The 14012-nt window shown below is 44.8% G+C and carries 13 protein-coding genes and 1 tRNA gene; 7 read left to right on the top strand and 7 right to left on the bottom strand.

All coding sequences use genetic code 11. The features are described 5' to 3' along the window. The first annotated feature begins 125 nt into the window (after positions 1-125). On the top strand, positions 126-509 hold the full coding sequence (locus tag LX73_RS05120) for an endonuclease domain-containing protein (RefSeq protein WP_148898420.1): 384 nt from the start codon (positions 126-128) through the stop codon (positions 507-509). On the opposite strand, the gene LX73_RS05115 is transcribed toward LX73_RS05120, so the two are convergent. From LX73_RS05115 to LX73_RS05105, 3 genes are all read right to left on the bottom strand, one after another. Then, positions 484-2052 carry a glycerol-3-phosphate dehydrogenase/oxidase gene (locus tag LX73_RS05115; RefSeq protein ID WP_148898419.1) on the bottom strand — a complete coding sequence of 523 codons (1569 nt, stop codon included), beginning with the start codon at positions 2050-2052 and terminating at the stop codon, positions 484-486. The two genes, LX73_RS05120 and LX73_RS05115, sit on opposite strands and share 26 nt — an antisense overlap. Positions 2053-2250: 198 nt before the next feature. Then, positions 2251-2775, bottom strand: a complete 525-nt coding sequence (locus LX73_RS05110) for a class IV adenylate cyclase (RefSeq protein WP_148898418.1) — start codon at positions 2773-2775, stop codon at positions 2251-2253. 184 nt (positions 2776-2959) lie between these two features. Next, positions 2960-3727, bottom strand: coding sequence for a lysophospholipid acyltransferase family protein (locus tag LX73_RS05105; protein WP_148898417.1), 768 nt, complete (start codon positions 3725-3727; stop codon positions 2960-2962). 158 nt (positions 3728-3885) lie between these two features. Here LX73_RS05105 and LX73_RS05100 point away from each other — a divergent pair, with 158 nt between their 5' ends. Further along, a complete protein-coding gene (locus LX73_RS05100; RefSeq protein ID WP_148898416.1) occupies positions 3886-5436 on the top strand; it encodes a Na+/H+ antiporter NhaC family protein in 1551 nt (516 codons plus the stop codon). A 37-nt stretch (positions 5437-5473) separates the two neighbouring features. On the opposite strand, the gene LX73_RS12935 is transcribed toward LX73_RS05100, so the two are convergent. The 3 genes from LX73_RS12935 to LX73_RS05090 form a co-directional block, all read right to left on the bottom strand. Further along, the gene (locus LX73_RS12935; RefSeq protein WP_170245588.1) at positions 5474-5644 is read right to left on the bottom strand and encodes a hypothetical protein; all 171 of its coding nucleotides are present in this window, start codon (positions 5642-5644) and stop codon (positions 5474-5476) included. 163 nt (positions 5645-5807) lie between these two features. Beyond that, positions 5808-7781 carry an ATP-dependent zinc metalloprotease FtsH gene (ftsH, locus tag LX73_RS05095; RefSeq protein ID WP_148898415.1) on the bottom strand — a complete coding sequence of 658 codons (1974 nt, stop codon included), beginning with the start codon at positions 7779-7781 and terminating at the stop codon, positions 5808-5810. A 311-nt stretch (positions 7782-8092) separates the two neighbouring features. Then, positions 8093-8165 (bottom strand) — tRNA-Lys (locus LX73_RS05090). A gap of 176 nt (positions 8166-8341) precedes the next feature. Between LX73_RS05090 and LX73_RS05085 the strand changes: the two genes are divergently transcribed. From LX73_RS05085 to LX73_RS05065, 5 genes are all read left to right on the top strand, one after another. Further along, on the top strand, positions 8342-9289 hold the full coding sequence (locus LX73_RS05085) for an MBL fold metallo-hydrolase (RefSeq protein WP_170245587.1): 948 nt from the start codon (positions 8342-8344) through the stop codon (positions 9287-9289). A 71-nt stretch (positions 9290-9360) separates the two neighbouring features. Next, the gene (locus tag LX73_RS05080; protein WP_148898413.1) at positions 9361-9759 is read left to right on the top strand and encodes an HIT family protein; all 399 of its coding nucleotides are present in this window, start codon (positions 9361-9363) and stop codon (positions 9757-9759) included. Continuing rightward, a complete protein-coding gene (gene aroQ, locus LX73_RS05075) occupies positions 9756-10187 on the top strand; it encodes a type II 3-dehydroquinate dehydratase (RefSeq protein WP_148898412.1) in 432 nt (143 codons plus the stop codon). The genes LX73_RS05080 and aroQ overlap by 4 nt, the downstream gene beginning before the upstream one ends. 163 nt (positions 10188-10350) lie before the next feature. After that, entirely contained in the window at positions 10351-11835 is a 1485-nt protein-coding gene (locus LX73_RS05070) for a lipopolysaccharide biosynthesis protein (protein WP_148898411.1), read from the top strand. A 68-nt stretch (positions 11836-11903) separates the two neighbouring features. Next, entirely contained in the window at positions 11904-12713 is an 810-nt protein-coding gene (locus LX73_RS05065) for a LabA-like NYN domain-containing protein (protein ID WP_148898410.1), read from the top strand. 265 nt (positions 12714-12978) lie between these two features. On the opposite strand, the gene mdh is transcribed toward LX73_RS05065, so the two are convergent. Further along, positions 12979-13935 (bottom strand): malate dehydrogenase, encoded by a 957-nt coding sequence (mdh, locus tag LX73_RS05060; protein ID WP_148898409.1) that lies wholly within the window; start codon positions 13933-13935, stop codon positions 12979-12981. Positions 13936-14012 lie beyond the last annotated feature (77 nt).

Raw genomic sequence — 14012 nt, 5'->3', positions numbered from 1 at the left:
CTCCCCATGCTCGATATTATTACTATTCTTGGGGAGGGGTATCCGTAGTTGCAATTGACTAATTATCAGGTCGGAAAAATGAGAAAAATTGTAAGGATTTGGTTTCCCAACGGTCTTACTGTGTTATGGCAATTTCATTTATTCCATATAATCAAAAATTAGTGCCGTTGGCAGTAAAGCTGCGTAACAACAGCACGGTTTGCAATAAGTTGCTTTGGGAAGAGCTACGAGAGAGAAAGCTGCTGGGCTATAAGTTTGATCGACACAAGCCGCTGGGCGAATATATTGTTGACTTTTATTCTCCGGAGCTTATGCTGGCCATTGAAATCAAAGACAGCAAGGCTGATTATAAATCCGGTTATGATAAAAGGCGTCGGAAAGAGATCGAAAGATTTGGTGTAAAGGTAGTAACGATCACTGACCTGCAGATCAAAAATAATATCAAGCGTGTAGTAGAGCGATTAAAGCAGCAAATAAAGCAGATTAAGGAGTCACCAAATATTGCTTAGCTAATTTGGTGAATGCTTCTACCTGTGCTTCTTCCCATTCCTGACTTTTGTTCAACTCATTTGCAAGCAGGCTGGCGACGGCTTCAGCAATTTCTATGCTTGCACGGGCATCTAGCAGCAGAGCGCGTGTGCGCCGGGCCAGTACATCTTCTACGGTGCGTGCCATCTCGTTGCGGGCCGCCCAGATAACTTCGGCCGGAGTATATGGCAGGTTGGGGTGCAGGGGTTCACGGCCATTGTCTGTATTCTCGGCAATTTCTTTGAGCGCTGAAGATTCGGAGCCGTACTGCTGAAAGCTGTCAGCCGGCTCATTGTTGAACGTCCACCCGTGGAGATGTAATTCTTCTGTTGGGGATTCCCGGGATGCTAATCCTCCTACCTCGGCTGCTTGGTCGATGGTATCTTCTGCCATCTTGCGATAGGTCGTCCACTTGCCGCCGGCAATAGTGATAAGCCCTGATGAATCGGTGAGTAGCGTATGGTCGCGCGAAATGTCGGCGGTATCACCATCCGGAGAATGTGAGACAAGGGGACGAATGCCGGCATAGGCACTGAGTATGTCACTGCGCGTGGGATCGCCTTCCAGGTATTTTTGAGCATATTTAAGTAGGTAGTTAATTTCTTCATCGGTGGGATACGGTTCCAGTTCGGGTTGTTCCATTGGTACATCCGTGGTGCCGATAAGGATGCGTTCTTTCCAGGGGATGGCAAAGATAACGCGTCCGTCATCGGTATGGGGAACCAGCATGGCGCTGTCGCCCGGCTGAAAGGAATCATCTAGTACGATGTGAACGCCGCGGCTTGGCTGAATGATGGATGAGACAGATGGATTATTCATTTTTCTGATCTGGTCGGTAAAAATACCGGTGGCGTTGATTACGCATTTGGCCTTAAGCTCGTAGGTATCACCGGATTCCTGATCACGGGCCTGTACGCCGGTTATGTTGCCATCAGACTTAAGCAGGTCGGTTACTTTCATATAGTTGATGGCTGTGCCGCCTTGGTCGCGGATCGTTTGCATCAGTGTGATGGCCATGCGGGCGTCGTCAAATTGGGCATCATGATAAAGAATACCGCCGTCGAGTCCGTCGGTTTCAAGGGTAGGCAGATGCTCCAGGGTCTCTTCTTTGGAGAGTAGCTTGGAGGGACCTAACCCAAGGTCGCCGGCCATGGCATCGTAGATCTTGAGCCCAAATCCGTAAAAGGGCCCTTCCCACCATTTGTAAGCGGGCACCACAAAGGAAAGGTTCTTTACCAGGTGAGGGGCATTTTGATGCATCAGCCCGCGTTCGCGCAGTGCTTCTTTGACAAGTTTAATATCACCCTGCTGAAGATATCGCACACCGCCGTGAACTAGTTTCGTGCTGCGGCTGGAGGTGCCTTTGGCAAAATCGTGCTGTTCTAACAACAGGGTTTGGTATCCGCGAGCGGCGGCATCAACGGCGGTTCCGAGCCCAGTTGCCCCACCACCAATGATAATAATATCCCATATTTCAGGATCGTCTTCGAGTTGTTTTATTAATGTATTTCTATCCAGATTCATAGCAGTGTTCTTTAGACCAAATTTCTAGCAGAATAAGGGAAAAATCAGGAATAGTGAAACGTGATTCGTGAAGGCAGGTTGTTGGAAGGTGGAAATTGGAACTAGATGTTGGGGTCGTCTGTCGCCAGTCAACGGCCCAGCTTTGTTGCCCTGGTGCTTAACACTTGAACACTTAAAACTTAACACTTAATCACTTAATCAATCACTATCCAAATTCATCAGCAGGTCAGAATAAGACTCAGCCACCAACTGTTCAGCTGGTATATCAAATAGCTCGAGGTAGTGCTGGCACTGCGAACGTAGCTTTTCTTCTCCGATACTGCCGCCCTCATCAATAGCTTCAATCTCAACAAAATGGCCTAGTTTCTCAACGTGGTCGATATGAAATTTTACGTTGTCGATAAAATAGATTTCGCGCTCTTTGTCAACAACGACCATAGTGCCGAGTGCGTTATCAAGCAGGGCATGTAATTTTTCGGGATGTTCGGCCGGCATGAGATCAATATTAGAGGCTTCGGGGGTTTGGGAATTTGGCCGCCGATAAAAAATGAGGTTTTTTTCAATGTTGCCTTGCCGAAGTTTTAGACGTCCCTCGGGGACATTAAAGTAGGTATCTATCTGGTGGTCGGTACCTTTGTAGTCGGCATTTTGGTCCTCGAGAATAGAGCGGATTGTCTCGGGATCTTCACAGCGTGCTTTAATTTCGATATTGAGAATGTTCATCACTTTTTAATTTGTTGAGGGTTTTGCAAAACCACCTCCATTTGAAATTGTCATCGTGAGCCCCGCTTTTTGGGGCGTGCCGATCACCACAAGAGACAAATAAGGAACGTATATTTTCATCCGTAGCTTCGTTACGGATAATTCTTTTTCCAAAGCACTGGGGTACGGGATAGTGGTGTTATTATCAAGCAATGGGGCGCACGTCATCATTTTCAACGCCGGCCCATTTGATATACCGGCTGCGCACTTCTGTAATATGTTGTTCCAGGTTATCGACGGTCCAGTCCGAAATGTCAATCGCTTCATGAATGTGTGCAGTAAGTTCTCCTGATTTTGTGATCAGCGTGCCACCTTTGCTAAGTTGCTGGTTGCCTTCAAAATATATGGGCACAATGGGATAATCGAGGTCCATCGCCATCCGAAAAGGTCCTTTTTTAAATGGGCCGATAACGCCGGGATGTTTACGCGATCCTTCGGGCGCCATCATAATAGATAGCTCATCTCTTTTGATACGTCGATATGTTTTCTGGAGTGTCTCAACGGCTTTTTCTGATTTATCGCGTTTGATAAAAATCTGTCCCGTGAGCCGCCCCAGCAGCAGAAAGATGGGATTATACTGGAACTCCCATTTGGCTACGAAGCGTATCTTCGGTAATCCCAGTGCCAGTATAGTAAGTACATCCAGTGTAGAGCTGTGGTTAATAATATAAATGGCAGGTTCGGGAAGGTGATCGGCATGGATCTTTTGATCAAAAGATATTCCGCTGATCCAGAAGACGGGGTACATCATCAATGGAGCGATTTGCTCAACAACAAAGTTAGAGGCCTTCCCAAAAGTAATTAGCAGCAGAAAAAGGATGACAGGGGTAGCGATCAGAAAGATGATAAAAAAAGCGGTAATAGCTATGATGCTTCGCACGTATTCTCCCGTGCCGAAATCAGAAGTGGTCATACAGCTGTTCAGTTTTGCAGAGTTCGTATCAATGTATTCCGATAAAATGAATTAAAATATACCAAAATCATCCGTCAATGATAGTCCAGTATCCATTTGATTAGAAGCGATGATTTAGACAGATTAAAGTGGCTTTTTAATTTCTGATATTTTCTTTTATGACCAAAATGAACAACGGCTCTTCGTGGCAAATATCCGACGGTAACTGGCTTAATCTTACTATCGCATTTATTGTAGTGGTAGTAGGGATTGTCTTTGCAGGGGAGATTCCCAAACAGGGCGGGCACTTCGGTTTTTGGTCGATCCTTCCGCCGCTTGTAGCTATTGGATTGGCTTTTTGGACCAAAGAAGTGATTAGTTCGTTGTTTGTGGGTATTGCTCTCGGGGGATTTATATCCGGTAATATCAATATCGTTGATGCCTACCTGATACCGTCGATTGGCACAGAAGATTTTGCTCTTATTCTACTGGTTTATTTATGGTCGCTTGGCGGACTCATTGGTATTTGGACGCGCACCGGCGGGGCCGAAAGGTTTGCCGCATGGGCCAGTGAAAAGATTGTACGAGGTCCCAAGTCTGCCAAGTTTTTTACCTGGCTGATGGGGCTTGTCTTTCATCAGGGCGGGACCATAAGTACGGTGTTGACGGGAGCTACTGTTCGGCCTATTGCTGACGAGCAAGAAGTGTCTCATGAAGAACTTTCGTATATGGTTGATTCTACTGCATCTCCCGCCGCAACGATAATTCCGTTTAACGTTTGGCCTATTTATATTGCCGGACTTGTGGTAGGAACGATTCCACTTTTTGAGACTACGCAGGATGGTGTGGCATTTTTTATACAGGCCCTGCCGTTTAATTTTTATGGGATTTTTGCCCTCATCATTACCTTCCTGTTTGCGTGGGAGCTGTTGCCGTGGGTGCCGGGCAAAAAGATGCGTAAAGCGATCAGCCGATCCCGAGAGACCGGTAAGCTTGACCGTGATGGGGCAGATCCAATGTCCTCATCCGAACTAACTGAAATGGATATTCCGGAAGATTACAGTTCCGGGCTGGTAGATTTCTTTGGTCCCATCGGTACGTTGTTGGGGGTAGCTATCATCCCGTATGGATATACAGCCTACATTATGGGCAATACCGAAGATCCGACCTTACTTATTGCCGAAGCCTTTGTGCTGGCTGTGCTTACAGGCATGTTTGTGGCGCTGGCCAAAGGTATGAAGTTAAAAACAGTCATGGATGGTTTTGTAGATGGATGTAAAGGGGTGACGATAGGCGCTATCATCTTGGCGTTGGCGGTTACCTTAAAAGAAGTAGCTGATTCTGTGGGAACTGCAGCATACGTTGTTGAACTGGTGGGAGGTGCTATTGCTCCGCCTGTCTTGCCTGCTATATTAATGCTGCTTTGTATGATTATTGCTTTTGCAGCAGGTACATCGTGGGGAACTTATGCAGTGGTGTTTCCTGTAGCAATGCCGTTGGCATGGTCAGTGATGCCCGATGAGTTTTTTATCACCCTCTGCTTCGGAGCAGTGGTAGGCGGCAGTGTCTTCGGGGATCAGTGTTCGCCCATTTCGGATACCACTATCCTTTCGTCACTGGCTACCGGCTGTGATCTTATGGATCACGTTTATACCCAAATTCCGCTGGCACTTACTGCTGCGGGCCTAGGTGCCGGCCTATACACTCTGCTGGTGATTCTGTTTGTATAGAAGCAGGATGTATTTCAAAATTTTCTTGAAGGATATGTTAATCCTGCGGGATGATGCCTGAGATGTGTTCGACGTTGAGATAGATGTCGTCTCGTTCTTCACCGTCTTGTCCAATAACCTCAACTTTGTCGAGCACATCGTTGAGTTCAATAGACTTAGCTTTAATTGTTGTTGTTACTCCACTTTCAAAAATGATGTTATAGGTCATTTCCTGAAAATGTTAAAGGTTGGATTGAAAAGCGGTCTTTGCAAAATTCGGTTGTCATCCTGAACGACCCTGAAGGGTCTCCTTAACAGGTGCCGATCGCTAGTTGAACTCCTCGGCAGGTTCAGAATGACAATTCTTAAGGTTTTGCAAAGACTTCTGAAAGCTATTCTTCTTCAGATTTGGCTATGTCTTCTTCTTGTGAGTCTGTAATTTCTTCAGCCTTATCAGCATCTATTTTGCCGTTGAGCCATTTCATAACTTCTTTGCCGGGAACTTCTTCGCGTTCAAGCAGCTCATCGGCAAGTTTATCAAGCACATCACGATTTTCTTGAATAGAGGTCATCGCCCGGTCGAATGCTTCTTTGAGGATGCGCTGTACTTCTTCATCAATTTCGCGAGCTGTACTGTCGCTGTATTCACGTTGACTACCCATTTGTTCGCCCAGGAATACTTGTTCCTGCTGGCCGCCAAATGCAATATTGTTGAACTTCTCGCTCATGCCCCAGTCGAGCACCATCTTGCGGGCAAGTTTAGTAATTTGTTTAAGGTCATTTTCTGCCCCACTGGTGGAAGTATCAAAAATGAGATTTTCAGCTGCTCGTCCGCCCATCATTACAGCCATGCGATCGAGCATATATTTTTTCTCATACAAATACTTTTCTTTCTCGGGTAATTGTATGGTAACTCCCATTGCTTGGCCACGCGGTATTACGGTGACTTTATGAATAGGGTCTGAATTTGGAAGCACAGCAGCTACAACGGCGTGACCCGCTTCGTGGTAAGCAAGCATCTCTTTCTCGCGGTCTGTCAGGCGCATACCTTCTCGTTTAAGCCCCATCATGACCTTGTCGCGTGCCTGATCAATATCTTGTTGTTCAACAGCATCACGCTTATACCGTGCTGCGATAAGTGCTGCCTCATTAAGCAAGTTGTGCAGATCAGCTCCGCTAAAGCCGGGAGTAGAACGCGCAATTTCGCCTAAATCAACTTCATCAGAAAGTTTTTTGTCCTCGGCATGGATTTCAAGGATTTGCTCTCGGTGTTCTTGTGTGGGCAGGTGCACGGTAATTTGCCGGTCAAAGCGGCCGGGGCGTAACAGTGCTTTATCCAGAATGTCGGGACGGTTGGTTGCGCCCATCACTACAACGCCTTCGTTGGGTTCAAAACCGTCAAGCTCAGAGAGTAGTTGGTTAAGCGTTTGTTCACGTTCATCATGTCCACCGCCGAGTCCGGCACCACGTTTACGGCCAATAGAATCAATTTCGTCGATAAAAATGATAGCCGGTGCTTTATCTTTGGCTTTTTCAAACATATCGCGCACACGCTTGGCACCTACCCCTACAAACATCTCCATAAAATCAGATCCGGTGATCGTAAAGTAGGGCACTTTGGCTTCTCCGGCCACGGCGCGAGCCAGCAAGGTTTTTCCGGTTCCGGGTGGGCCTACCATCAGTACACCTTTGGGAATTTCTCCACCCAGCGAATCAAATTTATCCGGATCTTTGAGGAAGCCGATAATTTCTTGTAGTTCGGTTTTTGCACCCTCAAGCCCGGCTACGTCATCAAAGGTAGTGTTTACTTTTTCAGAATCTTGCAGCTTGGCTTTACTCTGGCCAATTTGGAACATGTTTTGGCCCTGCATCTTCATCTGACGGAAAAACTGTAGGCCAATAATAATAAGAAATGCCAGCGGAATACCCCATAGCAAGACTGTCCACCAGTTAAAGTTACTCTTGGGCATGGTTTGAACCTGAACCTCATTCTCTTCCAGTATGTTCATCAGCTTTTCGTCGCCGAAAGAAGGGAGGTAGGTCTTGAAATTTCCGTAACGTGCGGTATCATTTTCAGAGGCTTTAAGGGCTCTCTTTTGCTTGAGTTTACCTTCAATCTGCTCTCCGCGGATAGTAACTTTTTGTACGTTATTATCCTTGATTTGATTACGAAACTCACTGTAATCAATGGTCGGAGGTCCGCCAAAGAAGCCACCACCCTGTGAGCTAAATATCCAAAATCCGAGAAGGGCAGCAATAACAATCCAATAAAAAGTATATTGGTGCTTGCCTCCGGGGGTTTTTAGGCCGTCGTTATCCTTTTTAGCGTTATTTTTTTCTGTTTGTTGCTGTTCTTGTTCAGACATATAGTAGTGTTATTCGAGCTAATTCGTGCAAGTATAAATATCAATAAACATGAAAGATAAGGAATTGCATTCCATCTTCATAGCATTGTTTCAAACCTTTTCTGCTTTGTAGGGCAAAAAGACCGTGTGAAATTACGGTAACGGCAGAATAGATGTTGAGAAATGTATGTAACATTCTTTCAGTAATTGCGATTTGTATAGACCGGAACATTTATATGATCTCGTTATCTTAGCTTTTGCTGCCGTATCTAAAACAAAAACCTCTGCGGAACTAACCGACAGAGGTTATATGCAATGTATCAAAAATATTGTGAGTCGGGAGGGGATCGAACCCACGACCCACGCCTTAAAAGGGCGTTGCTCTACCAACTGAGCTACCGACTCTTCCATTAAAAATGAGAGTCCAAATATACGGTTTTACGACAAATAAATTCAAGAATTAATTTATATTAATTTTTTGAGTTCAAATTGAGTTGTCTGCCAGAAGGGACTGATGATTTTGCCTAAAAAATGATACCTTGAAGAGGTAAAGACCAAGAATTTTAAAGACGAAGACATACGTGGACAAATTTTCTGATCTGCCAGTTTTTCCTATTCGGATTTCTACACCTTTTGCCGTAGGTGATGTATTTAGCTATTTAATCATTGATGAAAAAATTGTGCTTGTTGATACCGGACATTACAGTGATGAGGCATATGAGACGGTGAAACAACATCTGAGGGATCATGATTTACAGGTTAAAGATCTGGATGAAATTTGGCTTACGCACGGCCATCCGGACCATTATGGCCAGGCCGTGAAGCTGGCGGACCGTTCGGGAGCAACGGTTATGGGTCATCCTAAAGATCGTACTAATTTTGCAGCTAATGATAACAGTGAATTGTTTGAAGCATTTTTTGATCGGCATAATATTCCTGAAACCCTTACTCAGCAAATGCTCGAGCAGCTGGAGTGGCTACAGCAGTACCAGCAACCATTAGAGCCACAATGGATTTCGGATGGTGATCATTTAAGCAGCGGATCTATAGGTGCAGAGGTGTGCCTAACGCCTGGCCATGCCCCGGGTCATTTATCATTTGTAACCGATCAAGGCATTATTTTTAGCGGAGATTTGCTGCTCGGCCATATCAGTACAAATGCACTTATTAATTTTGATGCTGATACGGGACAGCGAAACAAAAGTTTGTTGCAATATCGGGAGTCGTTGCAATGGATCAGGAAACAAGAAGGAGTCGTGATGCCGGGCCACGGAGAGCAAATTGATAATATTACTGAAGTGGCAGACCATCATCTTGCGGAGCACAAAAAACGGTATCAGAAAATACAGCAATTATTAGAACAACAGTCCATGAGCTTAATAAAGCTGTCTCAACGGATGTTTCCCGATGCAATAAAAAGCGGAGCGATTTTTTTGGTATTATCTGAGGTGTTGGGGTATCTGGATTGGGGTATAAAGGAAGGTACGATAGGCCTGGATGAGCAAAAGATGGAATACGAGCGTATTTGAATTAGGAATTATAAATTAAGAATGAAAAATTATTAGAGCTTCGATGAACAAAAATTTAACCACTAATTACTATGTCTAGCATATTTACGAAAATTATTGAGGGCGAAATACCCTGCCACAAGGTTGCAGAGACGGATGAGCATATTGCATTTTTGGATATCAATCCTATTGCAGAGGGGCATACGCTGGTAGTACCCAAACAAGAGATTGATTATTTTTTTGATCTGCCAACGGAGCTTATGCAAAGTACAATGAGCCTGTCCCGAACCATATCCGGAGCTATAGATGAAGCGTTGAATCCGTTACGTACGGGTATTATTGTACAGGGACTGGAAGTGCCTCATGCACACCTGCACTTGGTACCGTTATATAAAAAGACGCAGCCGATGGCATTGGGACACAATGTACCGGTAAGCGAGGAGCGAATGGTTGAACTAAAAGAACAAATTTCATCTCATATATCATTATGAAGTTATTGGTTTTAAACGGCCCTAATTTGAATATGCTGGGCCGGCGCGATCCCGAGCAGTATGGAAGTGAAACCTTGGAAGACATAGAGCAATTACTTGTCGATACTTTTCCCCGATATGAGATAAGCTTTTTCCAGAGTAATCTGGAGGGGGAGCTCGTTGAGGAAATTCAGTCACTCACTGACAGTAACAGGGATGGGGTGATTGTTAATTTTGGAGGCTATTCTCATACTTCTGTTGCTATCCGCGATGCGCTGGAACTGGTTGAATTGCCTATTGTTGAGGTACATTTGTCTAATATCCATGCACGCGAAGAATTTCGGGAACAAACGCTCACGGGAGCTGTTGCCGATGGCATTATTACTGGGTTTGGGAACCAGAGTTATGTGCTTGGGGTACATGCCCTTGAAAAGTTAGTTGAAAAGTGATTGTGATCTCAAAAGTACGCTTCAAGGAGGATTCACCGCGGATGTCAATAGCTTGTATTCCTATTTTTGCTTATAAAAAATAATGTCATCCTGAACCATGTGCTGAGCTTGTCTCAGTACCTTTTCAGGATCTAATACACCGTTTCAAAATCTACGTTTTTATTTGAAGAAGCTACGCGAACTTTTTTCTGATACAATTGTCTATGGCATCAGCAATGTGCTGGCGCGTTTTATTGGCTACCTGCTGGTGCCGTTGCATACTGCTGAGTTTATCACCTCGCAGTATGGTGTTATTAGTTTGGTATATGCCGGACTGGCTTTTCTGAACGTTATTTTCACCTTTGGGATGGAATCTGCTTACCTCCGCTATGCGGAAGAGCGTGATAAGGCTAGCGATATTTTTACTACTCTGCAGGCAGGATTGGCTGCGCTGTCCACGGTTTTAGTGTTGCTGCTGATCTTGTTGGCACCTGTCATTATGCCTGCGATGAATCTTGAAAGTACGGGCAATCAGAATCTGTTTTGGCTGATGCTGGGCATCCTTTGGTTCGATACGATGGTGCTGGTACCTTTTGCTGAGTTGCGGCTGGATCGTCGAAAATGGCTGTTTGCTGCACTCAAAACAGGTAATATTGTGGTGAATGTTGGTCTCCAGTTTTATTTTATCCTTAACCTCAACTGGAGTATCGATGCGGTATTTTTTGCTAGTTTTGTTGCTTCGGCACTTACTGCTTTTGTGATCTGGGCCTGTACCGCTGACTTAATTATGGGGTCGTGGGATACGCCCGTTCTCAAAAAGGCAATGCGGTTTGGCCTGCCCTTTATCCCGGCCGGTCTGGGTTTTGTTATCAACGAGATGCTCGACCGTTTTTTTCTCGGCAATTATTTGTCACAAAATACGGTCAACCAGTTATATGGACCAGATTTAGTCCCGGATGATATCGTCGGTATTTATAGTGCATGCTATAAATTGTCGGTGTTTATGCTGTTGCTCGTTCAGATGTTTCGGATGGCCTGGCAGCCGTTCTTTTTAAGAAATGCGGATGATCCCGAAGCTCCGTCCCTTTTTCGAGATGTTTTTCGTTATTATAACCTTATTGCCGGCATTTGTTTTTTGATTGTTGCTCTTTTTGCGCAACAGATTGTACAAATTAAAATCCCCATTATGGATGCCTATATCGTGGGACAGGAATACTGGGCGGGATTGGGTATCGTGCCGATTCTGCTGGGTGCGTATTGGTTTCACGGCTGGTATATGAATTTTACGGCTGGTATCTTCATCGAGGAAGAGACCAAGGTGCTTTCCATCATTACGCTGGTTGGGGGTGCTGTGACGATCATTGCAAATCTCATATTAATTCCCTCTTATGGCATGATGGGATCAGCTACAGCCACGCTTATCAGTTATGGAGTCATGGCTATGTTGTTGTATTACAAGAGCGTGCAGGTTTATCCTATTAACTATCAACTAATGCGTACCTTTCTGATGATGGGGGTTGCCGCTGCCTGTGTCTATTTTGTCCCCACCGCCATAGATTGGATACAATCGGAATGGACAGCTCGTTTTCTGATGTTAATATTAGGAAGTGCAGGAATGATCTTGTTGGCGATACCGCGATCAAAGTTTAAAACATTATTTAATTTTTAGATTGCGTCTTCTGTCTTTCCTGCCTGTAGCACTTGCTAACATAATTTAGAAATTATTAGGTAAGTATTATGGAAGGTCATGTTGGTATTTTTGTAGATGCAGTAAATGTAACGATGAATGGTGGCTTTGGACTTCGGTATGATATTCTCCGCAAGTTTGCCTGCCGCGATGGACTGTCACCTGCTCGGATGAATGTATATTTAGCTTATGATGAACGCCGAGCTGAAGAAGATCAATCCTACCGGGAAAAGACCAGTCGGTTTTGTGAGGTACTTCGTGATTTTGAATACAAAGTGCTTGAAAAGCCATTGCAATACTACCGGGATGAGGAGACGGATGAGGTGATTTCCCAATCCACCGTAAGTATAGATATGGCGGTGGATATGATTACGCAGGCCGATCATCTCGATAAAATTATTCTGCTGACTAATAACGGCAGTTACGTAAGTGTGATTAATGCTGTACAGCAAAAAGGAAGCCGCGTTGAGCTTATTGGTTTTGATGATATGCCGCAGCAGTTAAAGAAGGAGGCTGATATGTATATTTCGGGATATTTGATTCCGGGCCTGCTGCCTATCGATTCACCTTATCCTTGGGGAGAAGAAAATTCTCGGGTGCGGGGTGTATGCTACGACTTTTCTCATGAAGAAGGCTATGGATTTTTCCGTTTTCTTGTAACACTAAACGAAAATCTTTGGATTACTGATTCCCGTTTTGAGGAATCACCTTACGAAACGGTTTTTGCACATATTTCTGAGCTTGAAGAGAACTTTGATACTAGCTACTTACCCAGCCGTGATCTCATTTTTGAGTTCGACCTGGTAGAGAATGAAAAGGGTTTGGTTGCTGAGGATGCGGTACTTGTTTCTGCACCATAAAAGTTTATTTAACTCTTGGGATTGCAGTTAGTAGAATGCATTAATTTTGAAAGCAACGGTATAGTGCAAGTATTTACTTGTACTATGAGATGTGTATTATCTTCTGATCAGATGCTAGAATGATTTCGGTTTAGGAAAGGGATGGCAATTTGTTACAGCCATTAGGACAGGCTAAAATAAAAAAGGGACTCTGCTGTGGTCTGCAGAGTCCCTTTTTATGTAAATGCAAGTAGTGAGGGCCTTACGTCCTCAAATTTATTGCGATTTATTTATCCATCAGCTGACGGAACTCTTTAAGTACAGAGTGAACGTGGTCGGCTGATTCATCTAAAAGTTCTTGTTCTTCGTCGTTTAAGTCAACTTCGATTATTTCTTTGATTCCGCCCTTGCCAAGCTTCACCGGAACACCGAGAAATAGGTCTTCTTGCCCATATTCGCCGTTTAAATTTGCAGCGCATGGGAACACACGATCTTGATCGAGCATAATAGCCTCTACCATCTGTGCGGCAGCAGCACCGGGTGCGTACCATGCAGAAGTCCCCATCAGGTTGACGAGCTCTCCTCCACCACCTTTGGTGCGTTCAACAATTTCTTCGAGCTTATCGTCATCAATAAACTGCTTGATTGGCATACCGGAAACAGTAGTGAAACGAGGCAGCGGTACCATGGTGTCTCCGTGTCCACCAAGCAAGAGTGCTTGAATATCTTTTGGTGAAACACCGATTTCTTCAGCCAGGAAGGAACGGTATCGGGCGGTATCAAGGATACCGGCCATGCCCATAACACGGCTAGAGTCGAGGCCGCTGGTTTCTAAGGCAACTTGCGCCATCACATCAAGCGGGTTGGATACAACAATGATGATGGTGTTAGGAGAATGCTTAACAAGTTTCTCCGTCACATCTTGAACAATATTAGCATTAATTTCGAGCAGGTCATCACGGCTCATGCCCGGCTTGCGCGGAACACCGGCTGTAATAACACAAACATCAGAACCGGCAGTATCTTCATAATCAACGGTTCCGTTAAGCTTGGTATCGAATTTATGGATAGGCGATGATTCCCACTGATCGAGGGCACGTCCTTTTGAGGGATAAATTTTGTCGCCGTCTTTTTCTTGAACGATATCCACCATTACAACTTCTTCGGCGAAATCGCGTTGTGCTACGGCCATTGATACGGTAGAGCCGACATTACCACCGGCACCGACTACTGTTACTTTCATGAGACTAAGAGTTTTTTGCGATTGTAAATTTAGGCTAAAGATAAAACTATTATTGTTGAATATCAGCCGTGAGGGCT

The organism is Fodinibius salinus (genome assembly GCF_008124865.1).
GTDB lineage: Bacteria > Bacteroidota > Rhodothermia > Balneolales > Balneolaceae > Fodinibius > Fodinibius salinus.
This window is presented reverse-complemented; position numbering and strand designations above follow the sequence as displayed.

Excerpts from the sequence above, each read along its gene's own strand:
- LX73_RS05105 (WP_148898417.1), bottom strand. The coding sequence starts at position 3,727 with ATGACCACTTCTGATTTCGGCACGGGAGAATACGTGCGAAGCATCATA.
- LX73_RS05100 (WP_148898416.1), top strand. The coding sequence starts at position 3,886 with ATGACCAAAATGAACAACGGCTCTTCGTGGCAAATATCCGACGGTAAC.
- LX73_RS12935 (WP_170245588.1), bottom strand. The coding sequence starts at position 5,644 with ATGACCTATAACATCATTTTTGAAAGTGGAGTAACAACAACAATTAAA.
- LX73_RS05120 (WP_148898420.1), top strand. The coding sequence starts at position 126 with ATGGCAATTTCATTTATTCCATATAATCAAAAATTAGTGCCGTTGGCA.
- LX73_RS05065 (WP_148898410.1), top strand. The coding sequence starts at position 11,904 with ATGGAAGGTCATGTTGGTATTTTTGTAGATGCAGTAAATGTAACGATG.
- LX73_RS05115 (WP_148898419.1), bottom strand. The coding sequence starts at position 2,052 with ATGAATCTGGATAGAAATACATTAATAAAACAACTCGAAGACGATCCT.
- ftsH (WP_148898415.1), bottom strand. The coding sequence starts at position 7,781 with ATGTCTGAACAAGAACAGCAACAAACAGAAAAAAATAACGCTAAAAAG.
- aroQ (WP_148898412.1), top strand. The coding sequence starts at position 9,756 with ATGAAGTTATTGGTTTTAAACGGCCCTAATTTGAATATGCTGGGCCGG.
- mdh (WP_148898409.1), bottom strand. The coding sequence starts at position 13,935 with ATGAAAGTAACAGTAGTCGGTGCCGGTGGTAATGTCGGCTCTACCGTA.
- LX73_RS05080 (WP_148898413.1), top strand. The coding sequence starts at position 9,361 with ATGTCTAGCATATTTACGAAAATTATTGAGGGCGAAATACCCTGCCAC.
- LX73_RS05110 (WP_148898418.1), bottom strand. The coding sequence starts at position 2,775 with ATGAACATTCTCAATATCGAAATTAAAGCACGCTGTGAAGATCCCGAG.